General features: G+C 71.6%; 25 protein-coding genes. 14 read left to right on the top strand and 11 right to left on the bottom strand.

The genetic code is table 11. The annotated features are described in order from the left end of the window. Positions 1 to 86 precede the first annotated feature (86 nt). A complete protein-coding gene (locus tag ACH4SP_RS23250) occupies positions 87 to 479 on the bottom strand; it encodes an STAS domain-containing protein (protein ID WP_398417454.1) in 393 nt (130 codons plus the stop codon). A 328-nt stretch (positions 480 to 807) separates the two neighbouring features. On the opposite strand from ACH4SP_RS23250, the gene ACH4SP_RS23245 reads away from it, so the two are divergent. Together ACH4SP_RS23245 and ACH4SP_RS23240 are read left to right on the top strand one after the other, a co-directional pair. After that, entirely contained in the window at positions 808 to 1,122 is a 315-nt protein-coding gene (locus tag ACH4SP_RS23245) for a hypothetical protein (RefSeq protein ID WP_398417453.1), read from the top strand. A gap of 335 nt (positions 1,123 to 1,457) precedes the next feature. Beyond that, the gene (locus ACH4SP_RS23240) at positions 1,458 to 2,660 is read left to right on the top strand and encodes a glutathionylspermidine synthase family protein (protein WP_398417452.1); all 1,203 of its coding nucleotides are present in this window, start codon (positions 1,458 to 1,460) and stop codon (positions 2,658 to 2,660) included. A 28-nt stretch (positions 2,661 to 2,688) separates the two neighbouring features. Here the strand turns inward: ACH4SP_RS23240 and rocD are convergent, their stop codons facing one another. Continuing rightward, positions 2,689 to 3,924, bottom strand: coding sequence for an ornithine--oxo-acid transaminase (gene rocD / locus ACH4SP_RS23235; protein ID WP_398417451.1), 1,236 nt, complete (start codon positions 3,922 to 3,924; stop codon positions 2,689 to 2,691). Positions 3,925 to 4,049: 125 nt separating this feature from the next. Continuing rightward, complete coding sequence (locus ACH4SP_RS23230; protein WP_398417450.1) at positions 4,050 to 4,787, bottom strand: hypothetical protein; 738 nt, start codon at positions 4,785 to 4,787, stop codon at positions 4,050 to 4,052. A 96-nt stretch (positions 4,788 to 4,883) separates the two neighbouring features. Here ACH4SP_RS23230 and trpS point away from each other — a divergent pair, with 96 nt between their 5' ends. Beyond that, a complete protein-coding gene (trpS, locus tag ACH4SP_RS23225) occupies positions 4,884 to 5,894 on the top strand; it encodes a tryptophan--tRNA ligase (RefSeq protein WP_398417449.1) in 1,011 nt (336 codons plus the stop codon). A 133-nt stretch (positions 5,895 to 6,027) separates the two neighbouring features. After that, positions 6,028 to 6,609 carry a 2'-5' RNA ligase family protein gene (locus ACH4SP_RS23220; RefSeq protein WP_398417448.1) on the top strand — a complete coding sequence of 194 codons (582 nt, stop codon included), beginning with the start codon at positions 6,028 to 6,030 and terminating at the stop codon, positions 6,607 to 6,609. Positions 6,610 to 6,665: 56 nt separating this feature from the next. Here the strand turns inward: ACH4SP_RS23220 and ACH4SP_RS23215 are convergent, their stop codons facing one another. Both ACH4SP_RS23215 and ACH4SP_RS23210 read right to left on the bottom strand, forming a co-directional pair. After that, positions 6,666 to 7,421, bottom strand: coding sequence for a decaprenylphospho-beta-D-erythro-pentofuranosid-2-ulose 2-reductase (locus tag ACH4SP_RS23215; protein ID WP_398417447.1), 756 nt, complete (start codon positions 7,419 to 7,421; stop codon positions 6,666 to 6,668). Positions 7,422 to 7,450: 29 nt separating this feature from the next. After that, entirely contained in the window at positions 7,451 to 8,740 is a 1,290-nt protein-coding gene (locus tag ACH4SP_RS23210; protein ID WP_398417766.1) for an FAD-binding oxidoreductase, read from the bottom strand. A gap of 294 nt (positions 8,741 to 9,034) precedes the next feature. Here ACH4SP_RS23210 and ACH4SP_RS23205 point away from each other — a divergent pair, with 294 nt between their 5' ends. The 4 genes from ACH4SP_RS23205 to ACH4SP_RS23190 are packed head-to-tail and all read left to right on the top strand — an operon-like array spanning position 9,035 to position 11,973. Beyond that, positions 9,035 to 9,589, top strand: coding sequence for a phosphatase PAP2 family protein (locus ACH4SP_RS23205; RefSeq protein ID WP_398417446.1), 555 nt, complete (start codon positions 9,035 to 9,037; stop codon positions 9,587 to 9,589). Continuing rightward, on the top strand, positions 9,582 to 10,583 hold the full coding sequence (locus ACH4SP_RS23200) for a decaprenyl-phosphate phosphoribosyltransferase (RefSeq protein ID WP_398417445.1): 1,002 nt from the start codon (positions 9,582 to 9,584) through the stop codon (positions 10,581 to 10,583). The genes ACH4SP_RS23205 and ACH4SP_RS23200 overlap by 8 nt, the downstream gene beginning before the upstream one ends. Next, a complete protein-coding gene (locus ACH4SP_RS23195; RefSeq protein WP_398417444.1) occupies positions 10,580 to 11,047 on the top strand; it encodes a GtrA family protein in 468 nt (155 codons plus the stop codon). The genes ACH4SP_RS23200 and ACH4SP_RS23195 overlap by 4 nt, the downstream gene beginning before the upstream one ends. Then, positions 11,035 to 11,973, top strand: coding sequence for a YihY/virulence factor BrkB family protein (locus tag ACH4SP_RS23190; protein WP_398417443.1), 939 nt, complete (start codon positions 11,035 to 11,037; stop codon positions 11,971 to 11,973). Before ACH4SP_RS23195 ends, ACH4SP_RS23190 begins: the two co-directional genes overlap by 13 nt. Here ACH4SP_RS23190 and ACH4SP_RS23185 read toward each other — a convergent pair. After that, positions 11,921 to 13,171 carry a D-alanyl-D-alanine carboxypeptidase family protein gene (locus ACH4SP_RS23185; RefSeq protein WP_398417442.1) on the bottom strand — a complete coding sequence of 417 codons (1,251 nt, stop codon included), beginning with the start codon at positions 13,169 to 13,171 and terminating at the stop codon, positions 11,921 to 11,923. The two genes, ACH4SP_RS23190 and ACH4SP_RS23185, sit on opposite strands and share 53 nt — an antisense overlap. 154 nt (positions 13,172 to 13,325) lie before the next feature. Between ACH4SP_RS23185 and ACH4SP_RS23180 the strand changes: the two genes are divergently transcribed. Continuing rightward, positions 13,326 to 13,571: an SCO4848 family membrane protein gene (locus ACH4SP_RS23180; protein WP_398417441.1), complete on the top strand. Its 246-nt coding sequence runs from the start codon at positions 13,326 to 13,328 to the stop codon at positions 13,569 to 13,571. Positions 13,572 to 13,586: 15 nt separating this feature from the next. After that, positions 13,587 to 14,930, top strand: coding sequence for a metallophosphoesterase (locus tag ACH4SP_RS23175; protein WP_398417765.1), 1,344 nt, complete (start codon positions 13,587 to 13,589; stop codon positions 14,928 to 14,930). Positions 14,931 to 14,975: 45 nt separating this feature from the next. Here the strand turns inward: ACH4SP_RS23175 and ACH4SP_RS23170 are convergent, their stop codons facing one another. The 5 genes from ACH4SP_RS23170 to ACH4SP_RS23150 all read right to left on the bottom strand — a co-directional run bounded on the left by ACH4SP_RS23170 (position 14,976) and on the right by ACH4SP_RS23150 (position 20,216). Further along, the gene (locus ACH4SP_RS23170) at positions 14,976 to 16,511 is read right to left on the bottom strand and encodes a SulP family inorganic anion transporter (protein WP_398417440.1); all 1,536 of its coding nucleotides are present in this window, start codon (positions 16,509 to 16,511) and stop codon (positions 14,976 to 14,978) included. A gap of 78 nt (positions 16,512 to 16,589) precedes the next feature. Beyond that, positions 16,590 to 17,192 carry a carbonic anhydrase gene (locus tag ACH4SP_RS23165; protein WP_398417439.1) on the bottom strand — a complete coding sequence of 201 codons (603 nt, stop codon included), beginning with the start codon at positions 17,190 to 17,192 and terminating at the stop codon, positions 16,590 to 16,592. A 459-nt stretch (positions 17,193 to 17,651) separates the two neighbouring features. Further along, entirely contained in the window at positions 17,652 to 18,311 is a 660-nt protein-coding gene (locus tag ACH4SP_RS23160) for a response regulator transcription factor (protein ID WP_398417764.1), read from the bottom strand. After that, complete coding sequence (locus tag ACH4SP_RS23155; protein ID WP_398417438.1) at positions 18,241 to 19,797, bottom strand: sensor histidine kinase; 1,557 nt, start codon at positions 19,795 to 19,797, stop codon at positions 18,241 to 18,243. The genes ACH4SP_RS23160 and ACH4SP_RS23155 overlap by 71 nt, the downstream gene beginning before the upstream one ends. Next, on the bottom strand, positions 19,797 to 20,216 hold the full coding sequence (locus ACH4SP_RS23150; RefSeq protein WP_398417437.1) for a hypothetical protein: 420 nt from the start codon (positions 20,214 to 20,216) through the stop codon (positions 19,797 to 19,799). The genes ACH4SP_RS23155 and ACH4SP_RS23150 overlap by 1 nt, the downstream gene beginning before the upstream one ends. A gap of 312 nt (positions 20,217 to 20,528) precedes the next feature. On the opposite strand from ACH4SP_RS23150, the gene ACH4SP_RS23145 reads away from it, so the two are divergent. The 4 genes from ACH4SP_RS23145 to ACH4SP_RS23130 all read left to right on the top strand — a co-directional run bounded on the left by ACH4SP_RS23145 (position 20,529) and on the right by ACH4SP_RS23130 (position 23,164). Continuing rightward, a complete protein-coding gene (locus ACH4SP_RS23145) occupies positions 20,529 to 20,684 on the top strand; it encodes a hypothetical protein (protein ID WP_398417436.1) in 156 nt (51 codons plus the stop codon). Between the two features lie 143 nt (positions 20,685 to 20,827). After that, positions 20,828 to 22,069, top strand: a complete 1,242-nt coding sequence (locus ACH4SP_RS23140; protein WP_398417435.1) for a hypothetical protein — start codon at positions 20,828 to 20,830, stop codon at positions 22,067 to 22,069. Between the two features lie 30 nt (positions 22,070 to 22,099). After that, positions 22,100 to 22,615, top strand: a complete 516-nt coding sequence (locus ACH4SP_RS23135; RefSeq protein WP_398417434.1) for a hypothetical protein — start codon at positions 22,100 to 22,102, stop codon at positions 22,613 to 22,615. A 123-nt stretch (positions 22,616 to 22,738) separates the two neighbouring features. After that, positions 22,739 to 23,164 carry a hypothetical protein gene (locus ACH4SP_RS23130; RefSeq protein ID WP_398417433.1) on the top strand — a complete coding sequence of 142 codons (426 nt, stop codon included), beginning with the start codon at positions 22,739 to 22,741 and terminating at the stop codon, positions 23,162 to 23,164. Positions 23,165 to 23,166 lie beyond the last annotated feature (2 nt).

Here is a 23,166-nt window from a genome sequence, read left to right as displayed (position 1 = left end):
GGGCCGGCCCCCGGTTCCGTACGGCGTTGTACGGAACCGGGGGCCGGTGGACGTGCGGGGCCAGCGCGGGGGTCAGTTCCGGCGGCTCACCCCAGGGCCTCCTCGGCCAGCAGGGACCCGCTCCGGGTCGCGGCGAGCAGTCGTTTCACGGCGGCGGACGCGGCGGCCAGGATCAGCCGTCGGCCGCCCCGCCGCCAGGCGAGCAGTGCGTTGAGGAAACCGGAGTCGCAGAAGGTGACCCGGGACGCGTCGACCACGAGGCGGGTGTGCCCGAAGGCGGCGGCCGAGGCGAGCAGCGCGCTCAGCGGGGCAGCCGTGAAGTGGTCGATCTCGCCCTGGACGGCGACGCTGAGGGTCGTGCCCTCGGCGCGGCAGGCGGCGATGACGGGCTGCGGCGGCCGGTGGACGACGCCACGGGTGGAGCGGATCGGGGGGAGCGAGGTCGGCAGTATGTGGGAGGGGCTTGCGGTGGTGTTCACGCCGTCTGCAACGAGCCCCGGTCCCCTCGGGTACTGCCGGGGCGCAGGGATCACCCGGCCGCGCGAACCCTCGCCGGGCCGCGGTGAAAGCAGAAGCCCCGGCCGGACGGGGGAGACCGGCCGGGGCAGTTTGGGGAGGCGGGGTGAGAATCCCGCGCATAGATGAAGGATAAACCATCAAAGGGGCGGTTACCTCCGCGGGGCAAATCACCTCACTTGGCGCCGGTCGACATTCCGAAGTTCCTCAGGGCCCGGCAGCCCTCTAGTGTGTCGACGGTCCAGAGTCGGTAAGGCAAGTCGGTGCAGCAACACGGGGGAGTGGCCGGGCATGGCAGCGCGACGGCGCAAACTGAGATCCAGCACGGTGGTGCTCGGCGGCATGGGGATGCTCGCCCTGACCCTCACCTCCTGCGGCGACGAACCGGACAGGCGATGCGTGGACCCGGTCACCCAGGAAGAGCTGCCCAGCTACGAGTGCGAGGACGATGACGACGGGGGCGGCAGCAGCGGAAGCAGCGCCGGCCACAGCGGCGTCTACTACTACGGCGGCAGCGTCAGCAACCGGCGCGTCTCCGGCGGCAGCTTCGACAAGCAGGCGGTGGAGCGCGGGGGCTTCGGCTGCTCGGGTTCCGGCGGCGGTTAACGGGCGCGGGCCGGTGGGTGGGTGCGCTCACTGCCGGGGCAAGCCCCGGACCCGTGCACGGGCTGCGCCCGCGCGTCCTCAATCGCCGGACGGGCTGAGCAGGTCTCCGGATACGTGCGGGCACGTCGTGGCTGGTCGCGCAGTTCCCCGCGCCCCTAAATGCCTGCCCCCTTAGCCCCCTAGCCCCCTTGGGCAGCGGGGCCGCCCCCCGGGGGCGGGACGGGTGGGCAAGGGGGCGGCCCCCACTGCGGCGCGCCCGCCCACGACTGCACGCCCCGACACCGGCCCGGTCCGCAGGACCCGCACTCGTACCGACCCCCCCGAAGGCCACCGCCATGAAGCGTCACACCCTCACCCCCCGCCCCGACTGGCAGCGCATCGTCGAGGAGCAGGGGGTCATCTACCCCCTGACCCGCTACCCCGACGACACCCTGCGCCCCTACTGGGACGAGAGCGCGTACTACTCCTTCACCCTCCCCGAGGTCGAAGCCCTCGAAGAGGTCGTCGAGGAGCTGCACGTCATGTGCCTCGCCGCAGCCGAGCACATCGTCGCCCACGACCGCTTCGCGGACCTCGGCATCACCGACCCCAGACTGGCGAAGCTGATCGCCGAGTCCTGGCGCCGCCGCGCCGAACTCCCCTCCCTCTACGGCCGGTTCGACCTGCGCTACGACGGCACGGGCCCCGCCAAGATGCTGGAGTACAACGCCGACACCCCGACCTCCCTCGTGGAGGCGGCCAGTCCGCAGTGGTTCTGGATGGAGGAGCTCTTCCCCGGCGCCGACCAGTGGAACTCCCTGCACGAGCGCCTCGTCGACGCCTGGAAGAAGCAGGCCCGGCTGCTCCCGCCGGGCCCGCTGCACTTCGCCCACTCCGAGGGCGACGAACTCGGCGAGGACCTGATGACGGTCGCCTACCTGCGCGAGACCGCCGAGCAGGCGGGCCTGCGCACCGAGGCGATCTCCGTCGAGCAGATCGGCTGGGACCGGCTCTCCCGCCGCTTCGTCGACGAGAAGCTCCGCTTCATCCGCAGCTGCTTCAAGCTCTATCCGTGGGAGTGGCTGGCCACCGACCGCTTCGGCCCGCACGTGCTGTCCACCCTCGACAACGGCGGCGGCACCGGCACCACCTGCTGGATCGAACCCGCCTGGAAGATGCTCCTCTCCAACAAGGCCCTCCTGGCGATCCTCTGGGAGCTCTACCCCGGCCACCCCAACCTGCTCGCCTCCTACCTCGACGGCCCCCGCGAGCTGGCCCACGAGGACGGGCCCGGCTACGTCGCCAAGCCCCTCCTCGGCCGCGAGGGCGCCGGAGTCACCGTCCACGAGCCGGGCTCCGAGCCGGGCTCCGAACCACCCGCCCGCACCGAAGATCCGGTCTGCTACCAGGAGTTGGCCCCGCTGCCCGACTTCGACGGCAACCGTACGGTGCTCGGCGCCTGGGTCGTCGAGGACGAGGCGGCGGGGCTCGGCATCCGGGAGTCGGCGGGCCTGGTCACGGACGAGTACGCCCGCTTCCTGCCCCACGTCATCCTCTAGCCGGTCGATCGGCGGTCAGCCGCCCCGGTCACTCCCCGAGCACGTCCCGGAGCTGGTCCAGACCCCAGTCCAGGTCCTCCTTGCTGATCACCAGCGGCGGGGCGATCCGGATGGTCGACCCGTGGGTGTCCTTCACCAGCACCCGCCGCTCCATCAGCTGCTCCGAGATCTGCCGGCCGGTGCCGCGCGCCGGGTCGATGTCGATCCCGGCCCACAGCCCGCGCCCGCGCACCTCCCGCACCGCACCGCCGACCAGCAGGTTCAGCTCGTGGTGCAGGTGGTCGCCCAGCTCGGTGGCCCGCTGCTGGTACTCGCCGGTGCGCAGCATCGCGATCACTTCGAGCGCGACCGCGCACGCGAGCGGGTTGCCGCCGAACGTCGACCCGTGCTCGCCCGGCCTGAACACGCCCAGCACCTCGGCCGACGAGACCACCGCCGACACCGGCACCACCCCGCCGCCGAGCGCCTTGCCCAGCACGTACACATCGGGCACCACGCCCTCGTGCTCACAGGCGAAGGTCGTCCCGGTCCTGCCGAGCCCCGACTGGATCTCGTCCGCGATGAACAGCACGTTCCGCGCGCGGGTCAGCTCCCGTACACCGGCGAGGTATCCGGCCGGCGGCATCAGCACCCCCGCCTCGCCCTGGATGGGTTCCAGGAGCACCGCCACCGTGTCGTCGGTCAGCGCCTGTTCGAGCGCCGCCAGGTCGCCGAACGGAACGATGTCGAAGCCCGGGGTGTACGGGCCGTAGTCCGCGCGCGCCTCCGGGTCGGTGGAGAAGCTGACGATCGTCGTCGTACGGCCGTGGAAGTTGTCCGAGGCGACGACGATCCTGGCGCGCCCGTCCGGCACGCCCTTGACCCGGTAGCCCCACTTACGGGCGGTCTTCACGGCCGTCTCGACGGCCTCCGCCCCGGTGTTCATCGGCAGCACCATCTCCATGCCGCACAGGGCGGCGAGCTCGGCGCAGAACGCGGCGAACCGGTCGTGGTGGAAGGCCCGCGACGTCAGCGTCACTCTCTCCAGCTGGGCCTTGGCCGCCTCGATCAGCCGGCGGTTGCCGTGACCGAAGTTGAGCGCCGAGTACCCGGCGAGCATGTCGAGGTAGCGGCGCCCCTCGACATCGGTCATCCACGCGCCCTCCGCCTCGGCGACGACGACGGGCAGTGGGTGGTAGTTGTGCGCGCTGTGCGCCTCTACGGAGGCGATGGCAGTCGCAGTGGCACCGGTGGTGGCGTTCGTTGTGGCATCCGTTGTCGACACGGGAACTCCGATCGTCAGATACGGCCGTCCGGCGAAAGGTGCGGACGGCGCCCCTTTCTATCGTCGGTCACGGGGACGGCGCGGAAACCTTGCCGCCGCTGGGACAAGTTCCGCCCGTACCGCGTTCAGAGGTCGATGAGTTGACGGTCCTGGCCCGGCGGGTCCTGGCCGTCGGGCCCCTGCGCCCGGCGTTCACGCAGGCGCAGGTACAGCACCGCCCCGGCGGCACCCGCCGCGGCCCCGGGCAGCGCCCACCACCATCCGGACACCGTGAGGACGGGGGCGGCGGTCGGCAGGGGCGAGTCCGGGGGCACGGCGGCGCCCGTCGCGGCCGGGCCGGTCGCCGAGGGGTCGGTCGCCGAGGGGTCGATGTCGGCGGTCGGGTCCTGGGCCCTGGCCGGCGGCCTGCTCCCGGGCGGCAGCGGCTCCCCGCCGCCCGCCCCCGCCCGGTGCGGCGGCGCCAGCAGGCCGAGCCTCGTCAGCAGACCGGTCAGCGGCCGGGGCTGCCGGGCCCGGTGCCAGCTGCCCTCGTACGAACGCGGCACGTCGGGCGCCGTGTGGACCCAGACGGGCCCGCCGTCCGCCGGTACGTACACCTGCTGGAGCCGCCACGGCTCGACGTCGTCCACCAGCCAGGTCACCGTGAGCTGCCGGGCCCGCATGGCCGTCTCCAGCCCCGGCCGCCGGGTGGTGTTCGCCGCCCCGCCGCTGTCGAGCAGGTCCTGCAACCGTCCGTAGTCGCCGTCGGTCGCGTACAGCGAAGCGGTCCTGCCGCTCGCAGGTGTGACCAGAAGCACGCTGGACGGTCCGGCGGCGGCCGCGTTCCCGGCGTACGCGGTGCAGGCCAGCAATGCCATGAGCATGATCAGAAGTGTCCTGGGACATCGCATCGAGTTCCCCCACCCACTCGCGTGCTCCCCCGGCGAAGTGCCGGGCCCGTACCTGAGAGAATGACGTACATGGCCTCTCGACCCCGTGTGCTCTCCGGCATCCAGCCCACCGCAGGCTCGTTCCACCTCGGCAACTATCTCGGCGCCGTGCGCCAGTGGGTGGCTCTGCAAGAGACGCACGACGCCTTCTACATGGTCGTGGACCTGCACGCCATCACGATTCCGCAGGACCCGGCCGAGCTGCGCGCCAACACCCGGCTCGCCGCCGCCCAGCTCCTCGCCGCGGGGCTCGACCCGGACCGCTGCACGCTCTTCGTGCAGAGCCACGTGCCCGAGCACGCCCAGCTCGGCTGGGTGATGAACTGCCTCACCGGCTTCGGCGAGGCCTCCCGGATGACCCAGTTCAAGGACAAGTCCGCGAAGCAGGGCTCCGACCGCACCACCGTCGGCCTCTTCACGTACCCGGTCCTCCAGGTCGCCGACATCCTGCTCTACCAGGCGAACCAGGTCCCCGTCGGCGAGGACCAGCGCCAGCACATCGAGCTGACCCGCGACCTCGCGGAGCGCTTCAACACCCGCCTCGGCGAGACCTTCACCGTCCCGGAGCCGTACATCCTCAAGGAGACGGCGAAGATCTACGACCTCCAGGACCCGAGCATCAAGATGAGCAAGTCGGCCTCCACGCCGAAGGGCCTCATCAACCTGCTCGACGACCCGAAGGTCACCGCGAAGAAGGTCAAGAGCGCGGTCACCGACACCGACACCGTCATCCGGTTCGACCCGGCCGGCAAGCCGGGCGTCTCCAACCTCCTCACCATCTCCTCCACGCTCACCGGCAAGCCGGTCGCCGCACTGGAGAAGGAGTACGAGGGGAAGATGTACGGCGCGCTGAAGACGGACCTCGCCGAGCAGATGGTCGACTTCGTCACGCCGTTCAGGACCCGTACGCAGGAGTACCTGGACGACCCGGAGACGCTGGACGCGATCCTCGCCAAGGGCGCCGAGAAGGCCCGCGCCGTCGCCGCCGAGACCCTCGCCCAGGCCTACGACAGGATCGGCTTCCTGCCGGCCAAGCACTGACGGCAGAGCACCGCCGACCGGGCCCCCGACCTTGGACTCTGGCCCCGAGGGCGGTGCGCCCGCCACACTGCACCCGTACACGCCCCGCGGCCGCGCCGCCGGGGCGCCCGCACCGACGACGGAGGAGAACGACGTGGGGACCGTAACGCTCGGCGTTTCGATCGCGGTCCCGGAGCCGTACGGCAGCCTGCTCCAGGAGCGGCGCGCGGCCTTCGGGGACCCTGCCGCTCACGGCATTCCTACGCACGTCACCCTGCTGCCGCCGACCGAGATCGACGCGGACGCGCTGCCGGCCGTCGAGGCGCACCTCGCGGCGATCGCCGAGTCGGTACGGCCCTTCCCGATGCGGCTCTCGGGCACGGGGACGTTCCGGCCGCTGTCGCCGGTCGTCTTCGTGAAGGTCGTCGAGGGGGCGTCCGCGTGCGGGTGGCTGCAGAAGCGGGTGCGGGACGCGTCGGGCCCGCTGGTGCGGGAGCTGCAGTTCCCGTACCACCCGCACGTCACCGTGGCCCACGGCATCACGGAGGAGGGCATGGACCGGGCGTACGACGAACTCTCGACGTACGCCGCGGAGTGGTCCTGCGTGTCCTTCGCCCTGTACGAACAGGGCCAGGACGGCGTCTGGCGCAAGCTCTGCGACTACGCCTTTGGCGGCACGGAGCGGGGCGAGATTCCCCCGCAGGGGCTTCCCCACGACACTCCGGCTCTGCACTAGAAACCAAGGGGCGCGGGGAACTGCGCGACCAGCCACGACGTACCCGCACGAAGGAATCAGACCGGCAGTCGCCGGAAAAGGGGCCTCGGCACGTGCCGGAGAGCCGACATCACCGCCCGGAGTGCGCCCGGGACCCACACCACCTCGGCCCGCCTGCGCAGGCCCGACTCGATGGCCTCCGCGACCGCCTCCGGAGTCGTCGCGAGCGGGGCCTCCTCCCGCCCCTCCGTCATCTTCGTCCGGACGAAGCCGGGGCGTACGACCATCACGTGCACACCCGTCCCGTGCAGTGCGTCGCCGAGGCCCTGGGTGAACGCGTCGAGTCCCGCCTTGCTGGAGCCGTAGATGAAGTTCGCCCGGCGGGCCCGCTCGCCCGCGACCGACGACAGCACGACCAGCGAGCCGTGCCCCTGGCCCTGGAGGGCGTTCGCGCAGACCAGGCCCGCCGAGACCGCGCCCGTGTAGTTGGTCTGGGCAACCCGTACGGCGGCCATCGGCTCGGCCTCGTCGTTGGTCTGGTCGCCGAGCAGCCCGAAGGCGATCAGCACCATGTCGATGTCGCCCTCGGTGAAGACCTTGCCCAGCACCTCCTCGTGCGAGGCACTGTCGAGCGCGTCGAAGGCGACCGTACGCACGTCGGCGCCGAGGTCGCGCAGCTGCCCCGCCGCGGCCTCCAGGGCGGGCGAAGGGCGGCCGGCCAGCCACACCGTACGGGTGCGGCGGGCGACGAGCCGGCGGGCGGTGGCGAGAGCGATCTCGGACGTGCCGCCGAGGACGAGCAGGGACTGCGGGGTGCCGAAGGCGTCCTTCATGACGTACGTACTCCTCAGTGAGCGGATGGTCAGAGTGCGAGGCGGCGGGACAGGTCCGAGGTGAAGACTCCGCGCGGGTCCAGTTCGGCCCGCAGGGCGCGGAAGTCGGCCAGCCTCGGGTACATCGCGGCGAGCGTCTCGGGCCGTACCCGTGAGTCCTTGGCGAGGTAGATCCGTCCGTCGGCCGCCGCGACCTCCTCGTCCAGCTCGTCGAGGAAGGCGCCGAGGCGCGGCAGGTTCGCCGGGATGTCCAGGGCGAGCGTCCAGCCAGGGACGGGGAACGACAGCCAGCCCGGGTCGCCGTCGCCGAACCGCTTGAGGACGGCGAGGAAGGACGGGCAGCCGCGCCGCGAGATCCGGCCCACGATCCGCCGCAGCGCCTCCTCCTGCCCGTACGGGACCACGAACTGGTACTGGACGAAGCCGCCGCGCCCGTAGATCCGGTTCCAGTGCGGGACGCCGTCCAGGGGGTGGAAGAACGTGGAGATCTTCTGCAGCTCGCCCACCCGCGCCTGCGGCGCCCGCCGGTACCAGAGCTCGTTGAAGAGCCCCACCGACTTCCGGCCGAGCAGCCCCTCCGGCACGAAGGAGGGTGCGCCGGGCAGCCGGCCGGGGCGGAACGTCAGCGGGTGGCGGCGGGCCCGCGGCGGCAGGACGTCCAGCGGTGCGTGGTCGCCGCGGGTGAGGACGGACCGCCCCATCGAGGCGCCCCGGGCCAGCAGGTCGATCCAGGCGACGGAGTACCGGTAGAGGCGGTCGGTCTCCGTCAGCCGGGACATCAGGTCGTCGAGGTCGGTGGCCCGCTCCGTGTCCACCGACATCAAGGAGGTCTCGACGGGCAGGAGCTGGACCGTCGCGGACAGGATCACCCCGGTCAGGCCCATCCCGCCCGCCGTCGCGTCGAACAGGTCCGTGCCCGGCAGTGCCGTACGCATCTCCCCGTCCGCGCCCAGGAGTTGGAGCGCGCGCACGTGCCGCGAGAAGCCGCCCGAGCCGTGGTGGTTCTTGCCGTGGATGTCGGCGCCGATCGCCCCGCCCACCGTGACGTACCGGGTCCCGGGCGTCACCGGTACGAACCAGCCCAGCGGCAGCAGCACCTCCATCAGCCGGTGCAGACTCACCCCCGCGTCGCACACCACGAGCCCGGCGTCCGCGTCGATGCTGCGGATGCGGTCCAGGCCCGTCATGTCGAGGACCGAACCGCCCGCGTTCTGCGCCGCGTCGCCGTACGCCCGGCCCAGGCCCCGGGCGATGGAGCCGCGCGCCCCGCAGCCGCGTACCGCCGCCGCTGCCTCCTCGTACGTACGGGGACGGACCATCAGCGCGGTCGTCGGGGCGGTCCTGCCCCAGCCGGTCACGGAGGCGAAGGCGTCGGCGGAGAGCGTGGGGTGCTCGGGCACGTGAGCAGCTGCGGTGTCAGGTGCGGTGTCAGGCATGGGCGCGACGGTACCGCTGAAAGTGCCCGCTTATGTCCAACTAAACAACGTTTCGGCGGAACGGGTGGTTGATTGAGTGTCATAGCGAAATGTCATGAATATTGGCTTTTTCCCGATAAGAGTCTTCCCCGAGGTGCGCCCTGCCGGGCCACGCACGCCGAAGCCAAGGGATGACAGATGCGAGAAGTGGACCACCGTCTGCTGTCCGCCATGCGCGACTGCGGAACGGATCCACGGGTGGCCGCCGCCACCCGCGCCCTCTCCTTCAGCGGCGAGCACGGCGCCCTCTGGCTCGCCGCCGGACTCGCCGGCGCGGCCGTCGACCACGACCGGCGCGGCGCCTGGCTGCGGGGTACGGCACTGATCGGCGCGGCCCAGGCGGCGAGCATGGGAATCAAGCGCGTGGTCCGCCGCCCGCGCCCCCAACTGCCCGTACGGCAGCCCCTGGTGAAGACCCTGGGACGGCACTCCTTCCCCAGCTCGCACGCCGCGTCGGCGGCCGCGGCCGCGGTCGCCCTCGGCGCGCTCGGCACCTTCGGCAGGCAGGTCGTCCCGCCACTGGCCGCCGCGATGTGCGTGTCCCGCCTCGTCGCGGGCGTCCACTACCCGAGCGACGTCGCCGCCGGTGCGCTGCTCGGCGGACTCACCGCGGGGCTCGGCGCCAAGTGGCTGAACGGACGGGACGCTTCCAGGGGCGGCGCGCAGTGCCTGCGGGAGGTCTCCCGTGGCTGATCGCACCGTCATCCCCCTCCTGGAGAAGCAGCAGGACCGGCGTGCCGCGGCCGCCACCACCCTGCCCCCGCAGCGCCGCGTCCTGCGCACGCTCGGCCTCCCGCTGGGGCTGCTGCGCACCGCACGCCCCCGCCAGTGGATCAAGAACAGCCTCGTGGTGGCCGCCCCGGCCGCCGCCGGACAGCTCTTCAGCACCCGCTCGGTGCTCCAACTGGCCGTCGTCTTCGCCCTGTTCACGGCCGCCGCGGCCGCCGTCTACCTGATCAACGACGCCCTCGACGCCGAGGCCGACCGCGCCCACCCCACCAAGTGCCGCCGCCCGATCGCCGCCGGACAGGTCCCCGTCCCCGTCGCGTACGCCACCGGCGCGGTGCTCGGCGTCCTCGCGCCGACCGCCGCCGCCCTCCTCTGCAACCCGATGACCGCGGCCCTCCTCACCGGCTACGTGGTCATGCAGATGGCCTACTGCCTGCGCCTCAAGCACGTACTCGTCCTGGATCTGCTCGTCGTCACCGCGGGCTTCCTGATGCGCGCGATGATCGGCGGAGTGGCCCTCGACATCACGCTCTCCCGCTGGTTCCTGATCACCACCGGCTTCGGCGCGCTGTTCATGGTCTCCGCCAAGCGCTACTCCGAGGCCGTCCAACTGGCCGACAGCCCCCTCAAGGGCAGCACCCGGGCACTGCTCGTCGCCTACACCACCGGCTACCTGCGGTTCGTCTGGCAACTCGCCGCCGGGGTCGCCGTACTCGGCTACTGCCTGTGGGCCATGGAACACGGCGGCGGCCCCGGTTCGGCTCCGGGCGACGGCGGCCTGCTGCCCTGGCGCGAACTGTCCATGGTCGCCTTCATCGCCGGAATCCTGCGCTACGCGGTCTTCGCCGACCGGGGCACCGCCGGAGCCCCCGAGGACGTCGTCCTGCGCGACCGCGGCCTGGCGCTCATCGGCCTGATCTGGATGGCGATGTACGGTCTCGCGGTCGCCGACCTGTGAGGACCCGCGCCCTCGACTGGTCGGAGATCGGCTCCTTCGCCGCCGTCGGCGGCTGCGCCTACCTCGCCGACCTGGCCCTCTTCGTCTGGCTGCGCGGCCCCCTCGGCTGGGACCCGCTCTCCGCGAAGGCCGTCTCCTTCCTCGCCGGCTGCACCGTCGCGTACGCGGGCAACGCCCTCGGCACGTACAAGAACCGGGCGGCACAGGTGTCACGGCTGCGCCAGTACGGCATCTTCTTCGCCGTCAACGTGGCGGGCGCACTGGTCCAGTTGCTCTGCCTGGTGCTCTCGCACTACGGGCTCGGCCTGACCTCCCCGCACTCCGACACCGTTTCCGGCTCGGTCATCGGCATGGCGCTCGCCACCTGCCTGCGTTTCTGGGGTACACGGACCTTGGTATTCAGTGCAAAAGGGTTGGCCGGCACAAAAGGGCAGGCAGGTACACACGGAACATGGACTGGCTGAAGAACCTCCCCGTCATCGGGCCGCTGGTGACGCGCCTGATGGGCACGCACGCCTGGCGCACGTACGAGACGCTCGACCGGGCGAAGTGGAGCAGACTCGCCGCGGCGATCACCTTCATCAGCTTCCTGGCGCTCTTCCCGCTGATCACCGTCGCCGCCGCGATCGGCGCGGCCGTGCTCAGCAAGGAGCAGGTCGCCGACATCAAGAGCCGCATCGCCGAGCAGGTCCCCGGCATCTCCGACCAGCTCGACATCGACGCCCTCATCAACAACGCGGGCACCGTCGGCATCGTCGCGGGCGCCCTGCTGCTCTTCACCGGCATCGGCTGGGTCGGATCGATGCGCGAATGCCTGCGCGCCGTATGGCAGTTGGACGACGCCGACGAGGGCAACCCGATCCTCCGCAAGGCCAAGGACGGACTCGTCCTGCTCGGCCTCGGCGGCGCGGGACTCGGCTCGCTCCTCGCGTCCGCCGTCGGCTCCACGGCGGTCGGCTGGACCGCCCGCACCCTGGACATCCCCGAGAGCGGCGCGGGCGGCGTCCTGCTGCGGACCGCCGCCCTGCTGGTCGCGGTCGGCGCGGACTTCCTGCTCCTGCTGTACGTGCTGACGCTGCTGCCCGGCGTCCACCCCGAGCGGCACCGCCTCATCACCGCGGCCCTCATCGGCGCGGTCGGCTTCGAGCTCCTCAAGATGCTGCTGGGCGGCTACATGAGCGGCGTCGCCTCAAAGAGCATGTACGGGGCCTTCGGCGTCCCCGTCGCCCTGCTCCTCTGGATCAACTTCACGGCGAAACTGATGCTGTGCTGCGCCGCCTGGACGGCGGCGCCCCACGCGGACGGGACGGGCCCCGCGGCCGACGGCGGTGCTACGGCTACGGCTGCGGACGGCGACGGGAAAGCGCCGGCACCGGCCACCTCCGGTTGACCAGGAACACCGCACCGGCCAGCACCACCAGCGCCCCGCCCGCGACGGCGAGGGCGATCCCGACCCCGCTGGACCCGCTCTCCACGGCGGCCAGCTGCGTCGGTGCGGCACTCTGCTTCGGCTTCTGCTTCGCGGCAGGCGGCGCACCCTTGGCGGCGCCGGTGTCCACGGACTTCGGCGCGACCAGCTCACCGACCGGCTTCACCCGACCTGCCGCCTGAAAGCCCCAGTCGAGCAGCCGCGCGGTCTCCCGGTAGACCGCCTGGCTCTCGTCGGACTGCGGGTTCATGACGGTCACCAGCAGGACCTTCTCGTTGCGCTGGGCGACCCCGGTGAAGGTGGCTCCCGCATGGGAGGTGTTGCCGTTCTTGACGCCCGCGATGCCCGGGTACCGCTCGACGCCGTCCTCACCCGTCATCAGCCGGTTGGTGGACTGGATCTCGAAGCTGTCGCGCGTTCCGTCCGGGAGCTTCTCGCCGGGGAACTTGGCGCGCGCGGTCGCCGCGTACTCCCGGAAGTCCTTCTTCTGCATCCCCGAGCGGGCGATCAGCGTGAGGTCGTAGGCACTGCTCACCTGCCCCGGAGAGTCGTAACCGTCGGGGGAGACCACATGCGTGTCGACGGCCTGGAGCTCGCGGGCGTGCGCGTTCATGTCGGCGACGGTCTTGGGCAGGCCGCCGTTCATCGCCGTCAGCACGTGCACGGCGTCGTTGCCCGACTTGAGGAACACTCCGCGCCACAGGTCGTGGACCTTGTAGTCGAGGTTCTCCTTCACACCCACCAGACTGCTGCCGTCCCCCATGCCCTCCAGATCGGCCGGCTTCACCTTGTAGACCTGGTCCTTGGGCAGCCGCGGCAGCACCGTGTCCGCGAACAGCATCTTGAGGGTGGACGCGGGAGCGAGCCGCCAGTGCGCGTTGTGCGCGGCCAGCACCTCGCCGCTCTCCGCGTCCGCGACGATCCACGACCGCCCGGACAGCCCCTTGGGCAGCACGGGCGCGCCGGGCAGCAGATTCACCTGCGTCCCCGCCTTGCCCAGCTTCTCGCCGCCGACCGACGACATCGAAGCCGGCGGCTTCGGCTTGTCGTCCGACTTCGGATCGGGACCGGCGGCATGCGCCGCCGGTACGACGAGGATCGGAGGCACCAACAGGGCGGCGGAGGCGACCGCGAGGGCGGTCCTTTTCACGGCAGACACGGACGTGAACGTACAGGGCCCGCCTGTGGTTGCGGTCATACCGGGGGTGACCCGCCGCAACTGCCGCCGGACCAGCCCAAGGGGGCGGGCCCCTGCACCCCCGGTCTCCGCACCCCGCCGACCGGGCAGGTCGGCCGACGGCGATACTGGGCCCATGAAGCTCAACCGCTCCGCGTCCTGGTTCCTGCTCGCCTTCGGGGTGTGGAGCTGGGTCATCTGGGCCACTTTCGTCAAAAACCTGATCAAGGACGGGAGCGGGCTCGCCTTCGACGACGCGGGCGACCCGACCGCCTACTTCTGGGTGCACCTGCTGCTCGCCGTGACGTCCTTCCTTCTGGGGACGGCTGTCGGCGTGATCGGGTTCCGTTCGGTGCGCGCGCTGCGACGCGAGAAGGCGTAGGCGGCGACTGTGACCGTGGTGGTCGTCCTGGTCGTCCTGTGCGTGATCGGGCTGCTCGCCACGGTCCACTGGTACGTGTGGAAGCGCCTGGTCCGCGACACGACCACGACGTCGGCACGGGGCCGGCGCGTGCGGCGCGCGGGGGCGGCGGCGGTCGTGGTGCTCCCGCTGATGTCGGTCGGCGCGGTGATGTCCGGCCGAATAGGCGCCCCCTTCTGGCTCCAACAGGCCCTCGCCTGGCCGGGCTTCCTCTGGCTGGCCCTGCTCCTGTACGTGACGCTGGCGCTGCTGGTGGGAGAGGCAGTACGGCCTCTGCTTCTGCGGTGGCTGCGGGCAAAGGACACGGGAGGGCCGGTACCGCCGCCCTCCGACCAGCCGCCCCCTAGCCTCCTTGGGCAGCGGGGCCGCCCCCCGGGGGCGAGTGGGGTCTCCCCTGTTCGAGCGAAGCCGAGAGCTCGGGGAAGGGTGGGCAAGGGGGCGGCCCCCACGCGGAGCGCCCCTCCTGCGACCGCCCCCGCTCGCCTCCGCCCCGCCCCCTCCCGGCGCCTCTTCGTCTCACGGGCCGTCGGCGCCGCCGCGGCCGTGGCTGGTGCAGGGACCGTCGGCTACGGCGCGTACGGCGTGCTGAGTGGCCCCCGCGTCAAGCGCGTCACCGTCCCCCTGGCCAGGCTTCCCCGCTCCGCCCACGGCTTCCGGATCGCCGTCGTCAGCGACATCCACCTCGGCCCGATCCTCGGCCGCGCCCACACCCAGCGCATCGTCGACACCATCAACGCCACCCAGCCCGACCTGATCGCGGTCGTCGGCGACCTGGTCGACGGCAGTGTCGAGGACCTCGGGCGGGCCGCCGAGCCCCTGGCTCAACTCCGGGCGAAGCACGGCAACTTCTTCGTCACCGGCAACCACGAGTACTACGCCGGCGCCGCCCCCTGGCTCGCCCACATCCGCGAACTGGGCCTGCACCCCCTGGAGAACGCCCGCGTCGAGATTCCCGGCTTCGACCTCGCCGGGGTCAACGACGTCGGCGGCGAGGCGCACGGCCAAGGCCCCGACTTCGCGCGGGCGTTGGGCGACCGTGACCGTACCCGCGCCTCCGTGCTCCTCGCCCACCAGCCGGTCCAGATAGACGAGGCGGTCCGGCACGGCGTGGACCTCCAGCTGTCAGGCCACACCCACGGCGGCCAGCTCTGGCCCGGCAACCTCATCGCCGAACTCGCCAACCCCACCGTCGCCGGCCTGGAGCGCTACGGCGACACCCAGCTCTACGTCTCCCGGGGTGCGGGCGCCTGGGGGCCGCCGGTGCGCGTCGGTGCGCCGTCCGACATCACGCTCGTACAACTGGCTTCCCGTCAGACCTGATCGGGCGTCAGGCCCGACCGGGGCCTGCGGCGCGGTGCCTCCGGTTCACCCCGGCCTCGTGGCGGTCTCCGCCGGGCGTACGGGGTCCTGGACCGCGGCCCCGTTGTGGACGGTCCAGGCCTCCAGGGCGGTACGACAGGCATGGTCCAGGTGGCGGAGCCGCGACAGGTCGAGTCGCACCGGCCGGTCCTTCGGCAGTGCCTCCAGGGTGTCGAGGATCAGGGGCAGTCGCAGGAAGGTGGCGCTGCCGCTGAGGGAGACCGTGGTGTGCCCGTCGCCCTCCTGGACGTCCAGGCGGACGGTGGAGGTCTCCCACGCGGTCTTGACCACGGCCATCCCGATCCCGAGCAGGACGCCCAGGAACATGTCGGTCACGATGATCGCCAGCGCGGTCACCGCCAGGACCACGGCCTCGCCCCGGTGTTCGCGCCAGAGCGGGCGGAAGGCCGTGACGGGGACGAGCTTGGCTCCGGCGTGGACGAGCACCCCGGCGAGGGCTGCCACCGGGATCAGACCGAGCACGGCGGGGAACAGGGCCGCGAACAGCAGCAGCCACACTCCGTGCAGGACCCTGGACGCCTTGGTGCGCGCACCGGCCTGCACATTGGCGGCGCTGCGCACGATGACGGCGGTCATGGGCAGCGCGCCGAGGAGGCCGCACAGGGTGTTCCCCGCGCCCTGGGCGACGAGTTCCTTGTTGTAGTGGGTGCGCGGGCCCTTGTGCATCCGGTCCACGGCGGCGGCGCTGAAGAGCGACTCGGCCGAGGCGATGAGGGTGAAGGCGAGTATGACGCCCAGCAGACCGGGATCCGCCAGGAGCCCGATCTCCTCGACGCCGGGCAGTCGGAGCGAGTCGGCCAGGCCCCGGACCTCGATGGTGGCGACGGGCAGGTGGAACACCGCCACCGCGGCGGTGGCGAGGCCCACGGCCACCAGCGGCCCGGGGAGCAGCCCCGGCAGCCGTCCGGGAATCCGCTTCCACAGGATCAGGACGGCGATGGTGGCGACGCCGATCGCGCAGGAGGAGAGAGCCGGGGCGCCCGTGAGCCGTGTGAACAGGCGCGGCAGCCCGGCCAGGTTGTCGAGGCCGCTGCCGGGCGCACGCGCCCCGGCCATGGCGTAGAGCTGGCTGCAGATCAGTACGAGGCCGATCCCGGCGAGCATGCCGTGTACGACGGAGGCCGAGATGGCGCGGAACCACCGGCCGAAGCCGACGAGGCCGAGTGCGATCTGGAGCAGGCCCGTGGTCAGGACGAGGATGCCGAGCACCGAGACGCCGTGGGTGGTCACGGCCTCGTACACCAGGACCGTGAGCCCTGCGGCCGGGCCGCTGACCTGGAACGAACTGCCCGGCATCGCGCCGACCAGCAGTCCGCCGACGATTCCCGTGACCAGCCCCAGCTCGGCGGGGACACCGGATGCGACCGCGATGCCGACGCACAGGGGCACGGCGACGAGGAACACCACGACCGAGGCGAGGATGTCGCGGGACAGCACGTCCGGCCGTAACCGGGACCGGATTCGGGAGGGGGATGGGGAGGAGGGGGATGGGGATGGGGACGGGGATGGGGGGAGAGACATGGGGACTTCAGCTCCTGGGGGTGGGGGAAGCAGGCGGTGGCTGCGGGCAGTGACCGCACGCGCACCGGCATGTCGCTGTCACAGGGAGGAGAAGGTTCCGGTGGAGACGTGGTGGGTCTGGACGGCTCCGGTGTGGACTTCGTAGTACCAGGCGTGCAGGCCGAGCCGGCCCTCACCGGCGGCCCGGCTCACGCACGGGTAGCCGCGCAGCTTCTCCAACTGCGCGACCACGTGGCGCTGCACGGGCCGGGCGACGTCGGGGCCGAAGTCGTCGAGGTCGTGGAAGTCGCCGCCGGTGGGGACGGACCGGTCGAGCCAGCCACGGACCGCGGGCAGGGCCCGCAGGTCCTCCCGCCGGGCCAGGGCTCCGACGGCGCCGCAGTGGGAGTGCCCGCAGAGGATGATGTCGGACACCTCCAGCACGCTGACGGCGTACTCGATCGTCGCCATCTCGCCCGTGGCGTCGGCCGGGTCGTAGGCCGGGACGATGTTCCCCGCCGTGCGCAGCTCGAAGAGCTCGCCCGGTTCCGCGCCGGTCAACAGGGTGGGAACCACCCGGGAGTCGGAGCAGGTGATGAACATGGCGGAGGGCCGCTGGCCGCCCGCCAGGTCCCGGAGGTCGCGGCCGACTCCGTCGCAGCGGGAGCGGAAGGAACGGGTGTGGTCGATGAGTTGTCGCACAGGGGTGTCCTCCATACGGGAGTCGGGAGTGTCGTGCGGCGGGCCGTGCGGGAGGTCGTGCGGAGCTCGTGCGGGCTCTCACCCCGCCCGGGACCGGCCTTCGTGGTGCACGGGGTGGCCGGGCACCACGGGGAACAGGTACGGGGGGCGTGCCGCAGGGCGGTCGGGGCCGGTCCTGCCTGCTGTCGGTGTTGGCGGTGACCGCCCCGGTCTCGGGCGGGCGCCGCGGCGACCGTGCGCGCCGTTCACGGGCGTCGTTCCACCGGCCGCCCGTCAGGTCACTGTGGGTCCGGACCATGAGTTGGCGGTGAGACGGCGGTGAGACAAGTCTCATGGGGTGCGGGGGTGTTCGGGGCGCGGCGGTGTTCGGGGCGCGGCGGTGCTCGGGGTGCGGGGGTGTTCGTGGTCCGGCGGTGTTCGGGGCGCGGCGGCGGTGTCCGCCTGCCGCCGCGCCGGGGTTCAGGCCCGGAGCCGGTAGCCGACGCCCCGTACGGTCTGGACCCGTTCGGCTCCTATCTTGCGCCGCAGGTAGCGGATGTAGACGTCGACGATGTTCGACCCCGGGTCGTAGTCGAACCCCCATACGTGGCTGAGCAGTTGCTCCCTGGAGAGGACCCGGTCGGGGTTGCGCATGAGGATCTCGGCGAGGGCGAACTCACGGGCGGACAGGTCGGTGACGCGCTCGCCCGCCTGGGCCCGGCGGGTGCGCAGGTCGAGGAGCAGATCACCCACGCGCAGCAGGAAGTTCTCCGGCGGCTCCTCGCGGCGCAGCCGCAGCCGTACGCGGGCCAGCAACTCGTCGAAGGCGAAGGGCTTGGGCATGTAGTCGTCGGCGCCGCCCTCCAGACCGGCCACGACGTCGCTGACGCTGTCCCGTGCGGTGAGGATGACGACGGGCAGGGTGACACGGGCCTCCCGCAGCTTGCGCAGTACGGTCAACCCGTCGTAGCCGGGCAGGCCGAGATCGAGTATCAGGAGGTCGAAGTCCCGGCCGCGCGCGTACTCGTAGGCGGAGACGCCGTCGGCGACGACCCTGGTGACGTAGCCGCTACGGCGCAGCCCCTTTTCGACGAAGGCGGCGATCCTCTCCTCGTCCTCGGCTATCAGAATCCTGCTCACCATGGGTTCCTTCCGTCGTGGGGTGAAGCGCGGGGAGGTCGAGGACGAACCGCGCACCACCCCCGGGGGCGTCCTCGACGTGGGCGGCGCCGGAGTGGGCCTGGGCTATCTCACGGACCAGGGCGAGTCCGATCCCGATGCCGGTGCGGGTGCCGGTGCGGGTGCCTGTGTCGGTGCCTGTGTCGGTTCGGCCGGGTTGCGCGGTGCCTGCCTGGTAGAAGCAGTGGAAGATCCGTTCGCGGTCCTCGGGGGCGACGCCGGGCCCGGTGTCCGCCACCCACAGCAGCACCCTGCCGTGCCACAGCCGTACCCCGATCTCGATGGTGTCCCCCTCACCGGTGTGGCTGACCGCGTTGGCGGCGAGCTGCATCAGGGCCTGGGTCACCCGCTGCTCGTCCAGGTGCACGCTGCCGTCGGCGACTTCGGCCACCTTCCAGCGTCTGGGTGCCAGCGCCTGCACCTTGGCGGCCACGTCGACCACCAGGTCGGTGAGGCCGGTCGGGCCGAGGGTCAGGAAGTCGGGGCGCTCGGCCCTGGCCAGGAGCAGCAGGTCCTCCACGATCCGGCTCATCCGGTCCAGTTCGTCGAAGAGCAGGGCGCGGGTCTTGCGGTGCTGGACGTCGGGGTCGCCGTCCATCAGCTCCAGGTGTCCGCGGACGACCGTGAGGGGGGTGCGCAGTTCGTGCGCCACCTCGTCCAGGAACCGGCGTTGCGTGGTGAAGGCCTGCGTCAGTCGGTCGAGCATATGGTTGAACGTTTCTGCAAGGAGTGCCACGTCATCGCTGCCCCGTACCGGCAGCCGCTGGGTCAGGTCCGTCTCACTGATCCGCTCGGCCGTCTGCCGGACCAGCCGGATCGGCGCCAGCACCCTGCCCGCGACCAGCCAGCTCGCCAGCCCGGCGACCACCAGGGCGCCGCATCCCGAGACCAGCAGCATCCGCGCCATGTGACGCTCCTGCCGCAACTGCCGGTCCCGGAAGGCCAGCAGGGCGAGCCGGGTGTCGGCACGGTCGCCCGCCACCTGCACCGGTACGACGCCGTAACGGACCTTGCCGGCCGGGGAGTCCAGCCACCGGACACGGGTGTCGGCCGCGCGCGCCAGCAGGGCTACGACCGCCGGGTCCCGGTCCAGACGGGCCGGGACCGGTCCCGGGCTGCGCCGGTCCACCCGTCCGTCGACGACGCTGAAGAAGGCCGCGTCGTGCTCGGGAGGGTGGACCGACATGAAAGCCGTCAGCAGCGAGGCGGCCGTGGTGAAGTGCTCACCGGTGTACGGGTCCCGCGAGGTACGGGCGAACGCGCGTAGCTTTTCGGCCTCGGACAGCAGTTGTACGTCGACCTGACGGTCCAGTTCCGTCTGCCAGACGAGCGTGAGCCCGAAGGTGGGTACGGCCAGGGCCCCGCCGAGCAGCAGAAACATCCAGCCCACGATCCGGGACCGCGCGCTGGTCGTCCGGGAGCGCGCGCCGGTCGAGGAGCTGAACATCAGTCGTCCCACTCCTCGTCCGTTTCCTCGTCCCACTCGTCGTCCGCGTCGCCCCCGGGGACCAGGAACGTCTCCTCGATGTCGGCTCCGGGCGGCGGCGGGGCCTGCACGGCCCGGCCGCCGGAGGAGGTGCGGGGCGGGAGGGGCGAAGGGGCGGGAGGCGCCGCGGCGGGCCGGCCGGGTCCGAGTGTCACGGTGACCGAGGGCCTCGGCCCGTACGAGGGGGTGACCGAAGGCTTCGGCCCGCGCGTGGCCGTGCCTTCGGTGACGGAGGGCGTCGGCCGGTGCGGGGCGGGCACGATCACCGCGGACCCCATGGAGGGCGCCGCGTCCTGACCGGGCCAGAGCCATACGGCCAGCAACACCAGTGAACCCGCTCCGCATCCCGTCAGTACCGACCCCGCCCTGCGCCACAGCATCGGACCAGTCTGCCTTCGGAAGGATGCGGGAGCCGCTACGAGGAGAGGATTCTCATGATCGGGGCCGTGCCGGTGCACGGACCGACGTCCCGCCCCTGCTGGGGGGCCGAATACGAGCCCCGGGACGGCTGCCGACACGACGCCGATTCACGTCGAATGCGGCCCTGCCGGGGCTACTTGTCGCCATCCGCCTTTTCCATTCGTTGACAGTTCCTTGGTCTTGCTCATAAATTCGCCGAGCGGGCCGCGGAGCAATCCATTCGGCGCCGGCCTGTGACAAGTGAACCTTCCGCACTATCACCGGAGGATCCCATGGAGCAGCTCATCAAGAAGATGTCCGACGACAGTGTCTGGGCGAATTGGCTCGCCGCCAACTCGGCCCAGCAGGCAGCGAAGAACGGCTGTGTCAGCGCCTCGCCCAAGAGCGGCTGCATCAGTGCGGCGCCGAAAGTCGGCTGTATCTCCTGACCGGCCTTGAACGGGCGCCCGGGAGCAGATCCGTGAGAGCTTTCTCATTCTCTCGGTACGTTCCCGGGCGTCCGGCACCGCTTCCGTAACCCGCCCTCCGTATCCCGTATTTCTTCAACTATGCGAATCGTGAGAAGGAATTAATGAAGGGCCAGCCGACCGCCGAGATCATCGACTGCATTCGCGACATCCCGATCTATCAGGAATCCCTGGCGCAGGGGCACTTCCCCCTGCTCGACAAGCCGGAGATCGCACGCGGCTTCCCCGGCAACTGGATGACCCCGCGGCTGGCGGCCGCGCTGGAGTCCGGCGAAGCGGAGTACGTTCTGTCCACCGGCACCAACCACGCCAGGATGCAGATCATCCGGCCTCCGTACTTCCTGCTCCGCTCCTACTACGAGTTGTGGCGGACCCACCCCGACATCGCGGGGACGTGGGAGTCGGGCTGCAGCCGCGTCTCGCTGACCACGGTGCTCGCTACGGAGCACGTGGCACGGGTCAACGCCGCCCGACGCGGCGTGGAGCCCGGGCCCGTACCCACCCTGGACGAGCGTTGGCTCGACGAGCGCACCTGCTATCTGAACCTCCGGCTGGACCCGGCCCAGTGGGAGCGCGAGGACGTGCTGCGCATGCTCGGCGAGATCGACCGGGTGCGCGGCGGGCACCCGCGGGGCCAGTACCACCTCGACTGCTCCGGCTACCACTTGGCGCACCTGGTGCGGAAGGCCGAGGCCTGGGACCTGTGGGACGCCTTTCCCGCGCCGGCCAGCATCGTCCACGCCTACGAGTACACGCCGGTGAACATACGGCGCCATCTGCGCGAGCACTTCACCTGCCCGGTCATCGACCTGTTCGGCAGCACCGAGCTGGGCTACCTCTACTTCAGCGACCGGGACGGCACGTACTGGCCGCACCTCGACCGGATGAGCGTCGAACTCCAGCCGGTGGCCCCGGGAAGCACCATTCACGAGCTCATCGTCACCAGCGTGCGCAACCCCTACATGCCGCTGATCCGCTACCGGTCGGGGGACTGCGTGCGCACCCTGGACGGCACGCCCGACCCCGGGGCGATCACCCAGTTCTGCGGCCGGGTGAAGGAGTTGCTGCACACGCCGTCCGGGCCCGTCGCCCAGGGCGACCTCGACCGGTGCATCGGCGAGGCCTCCGCCCGGGTCTTCCTCCACCAGCTCCGCCTGCACGGCGACGCGGAGGCCACCCTCCTGTACACGACGTTCACCGGCGGGCCCCTCGACGCCGCGGAGGCAGTGGCGCTGCGGCAGAGCACCGGCGAACTGACCGGGCGACGCTGCCGGATCGAGCACCGTACGCACATTCCCGTCGGGCGCTCCGGGAAGTACGCCTGGCTCGCCGACGACAGCGCCTGACACCAGCCCCTCCACAGAAACCGGAACGCCATGCCCCATGGACGCACGCTCTCCGCCGACGACCTCAAGGACCTTCTGGGGGACGCGTTGCACGCCGAGGTCGTACAGCACTTCCAGGACAGGACGCCGGACGTGTCCCGGGACTTCGTGGAGCGTCAGGTCACCGAATGCCTGCGCTACCTCTACCTCGTCTCCCGGCACCGGGAACAGCTCAGCGGGCTCTTCCTGCCGGTCGAGCAGGACATCGACGAAATCTGGCACTACCTCATTCTCCAGACCCGCGAATACCGCGCCCTGTGCGAAGAGCGGCTGCCCGGAGGGTTCTTCGTCGAGCACCGCAGCATCGCCTACGAGGACTACCAGGAGGAGCCGGGGCGGGAACGCGCCCTGGAAGAGGCGCTGCGCTGGATACCCTTGTACTGCCGGGAATTCGGGCCGTTCGACGAGGGCGCGCTGCCGCACTGGACCATCGTGCGGTTCCTCCACGAGCGGATGGGCCTTTCCCTCTCGGACATCGCGGACCTGAAGCCCGTGGCCGCGGTGTGAGCAGACCGCTTCGGCCGGAGAGCGGCTTCGGCCGGAGAGCGGCCGAAATCCCCCTCGTCCCCGCAGGAGAAATCCCCGGTCACGGAAGAGGTTCCGGAGCAACGGCGAATTCTGGCAGTGCTGGTGCTCGCCCAGATACCGAGCGGCGCCGGTCTCACAGCGGGCATCACCGTCGGGGCCCTGCTCGCCGAGGAGATGCTCGGCTCGACGGACCTCGCGGGTGTACCGAGCGCGCTCTTCACCGCAGGGGCGGCGCTCGGCGCGGTCGGCATCGCCCTCGTGCTCCTGTGCCTGGGCTGGAACTTCGGGCTGATCAGCGGCACGGCCATCGTCACCGACGCCCTGCCTCCGGACCGGCGCGCCACGACACAGGGCCTGGTGGACGTGGGCATCGCGGTCGCCGGAGCCGTCGGAAGCCTGGCATCGGGCCTGCTCGTCGCGCGAACCGGCTACCCGACGCCGGCCCTCGCGGTCATCCCGATCACGGGCTGCTCCCTGCGCCGCCGCACCCGCCCCACGCCGAACCCCTCGGGACCGGACAGGCGGTAGCC

Source organism: Streptomyces sp. NPDC021093 (assembly GCF_044333135.1).
Taxonomy (GTDB): domain Bacteria; phylum Actinomycetota; class Actinomycetes; order Streptomycetales; family Streptomycetaceae; genus Streptomyces.
Note: the sequence above shows the minus strand (reverse complement) of the source record. Positions and strands in the feature narration are given on the sequence as shown.

Bases quoted from the DNA above. Each gene is read 5' to 3' on its own strand.
- ACH4SP_RS23245 (WP_398417453.1), top strand. From the start codon at position 808: ATGGCAGCGCGACGGCGCAAACTGAGATCCAGCACGGTGGTGCTCGGC.
- ACH4SP_RS23155 (WP_398417438.1), bottom strand. From the start codon at position 19,797: ATGTTCAGCTCCTCGACCGGCGCGCGCTCCCGGACGACCAGCGCGCGG.
- ACH4SP_RS23180 (WP_398417441.1), top strand. From the start codon at position 13,326: ATGAAGCTCAACCGCTCCGCGTCCTGGTTCCTGCTCGCCTTCGGGGTG.
- ACH4SP_RS23150 (WP_398417437.1), bottom strand. From the start codon at position 20,216: ATGCTGTGGCGCAGGGCGGGGTCGGTACTGACGGGATGCGGAGCGGGT.
- ACH4SP_RS23210 (WP_398417766.1), bottom strand. From the start codon at position 8,740: ATGGTCCGTCCCCGTACGTACGAGGAGGCAGCGGCGGCGGTACGCGGC.
- ACH4SP_RS23140 (WP_398417435.1), top strand. From the start codon at position 20,828: ATGAAGGGCCAGCCGACCGCCGAGATCATCGACTGCATTCGCGACATC.
- ACH4SP_RS23135 (WP_398417434.1), top strand. From the start codon at position 22,100: ATGCCCCATGGACGCACGCTCTCCGCCGACGACCTCAAGGACCTTCTG.
- ACH4SP_RS23145 (WP_398417436.1), top strand. From the start codon at position 20,529: ATGGAGCAGCTCATCAAGAAGATGTCCGACGACAGTGTCTGGGCGAAT.
- ACH4SP_RS23230 (WP_398417450.1), bottom strand. From the start codon at position 4,787: ATGCTCATGGCATTGCTGGCCTGCACCGCGTACGCCGGGAACGCGGCC.
- ACH4SP_RS23240 (WP_398417452.1), top strand. From the start codon at position 1,458: ATGAAGCGTCACACCCTCACCCCCCGCCCCGACTGGCAGCGCATCGTC.
- ACH4SP_RS23205 (WP_398417446.1), top strand. From the start codon at position 9,035: ATGCGAGAAGTGGACCACCGTCTGCTGTCCGCCATGCGCGACTGCGGA.
- ACH4SP_RS23215 (WP_398417447.1), bottom strand. From the start codon at position 7,421: ATGAAGGACGCCTTCGGCACCCCGCAGTCCCTGCTCGTCCTCGGCGGC.
- ACH4SP_RS23190 (WP_398417443.1), top strand. From the start codon at position 11,035: ATGGACTGGCTGAAGAACCTCCCCGTCATCGGGCCGCTGGTGACGCGC.
- ACH4SP_RS23170 (WP_398417440.1), bottom strand. From the start codon at position 16,511: ATGTCTCTCCCCCCATCCCCGTCCCCATCCCCATCCCCCTCCTCCCCA.
- trpS (WP_398417449.1), top strand. From the start codon at position 4,884: ATGGCCTCTCGACCCCGTGTGCTCTCCGGCATCCAGCCCACCGCAGGC.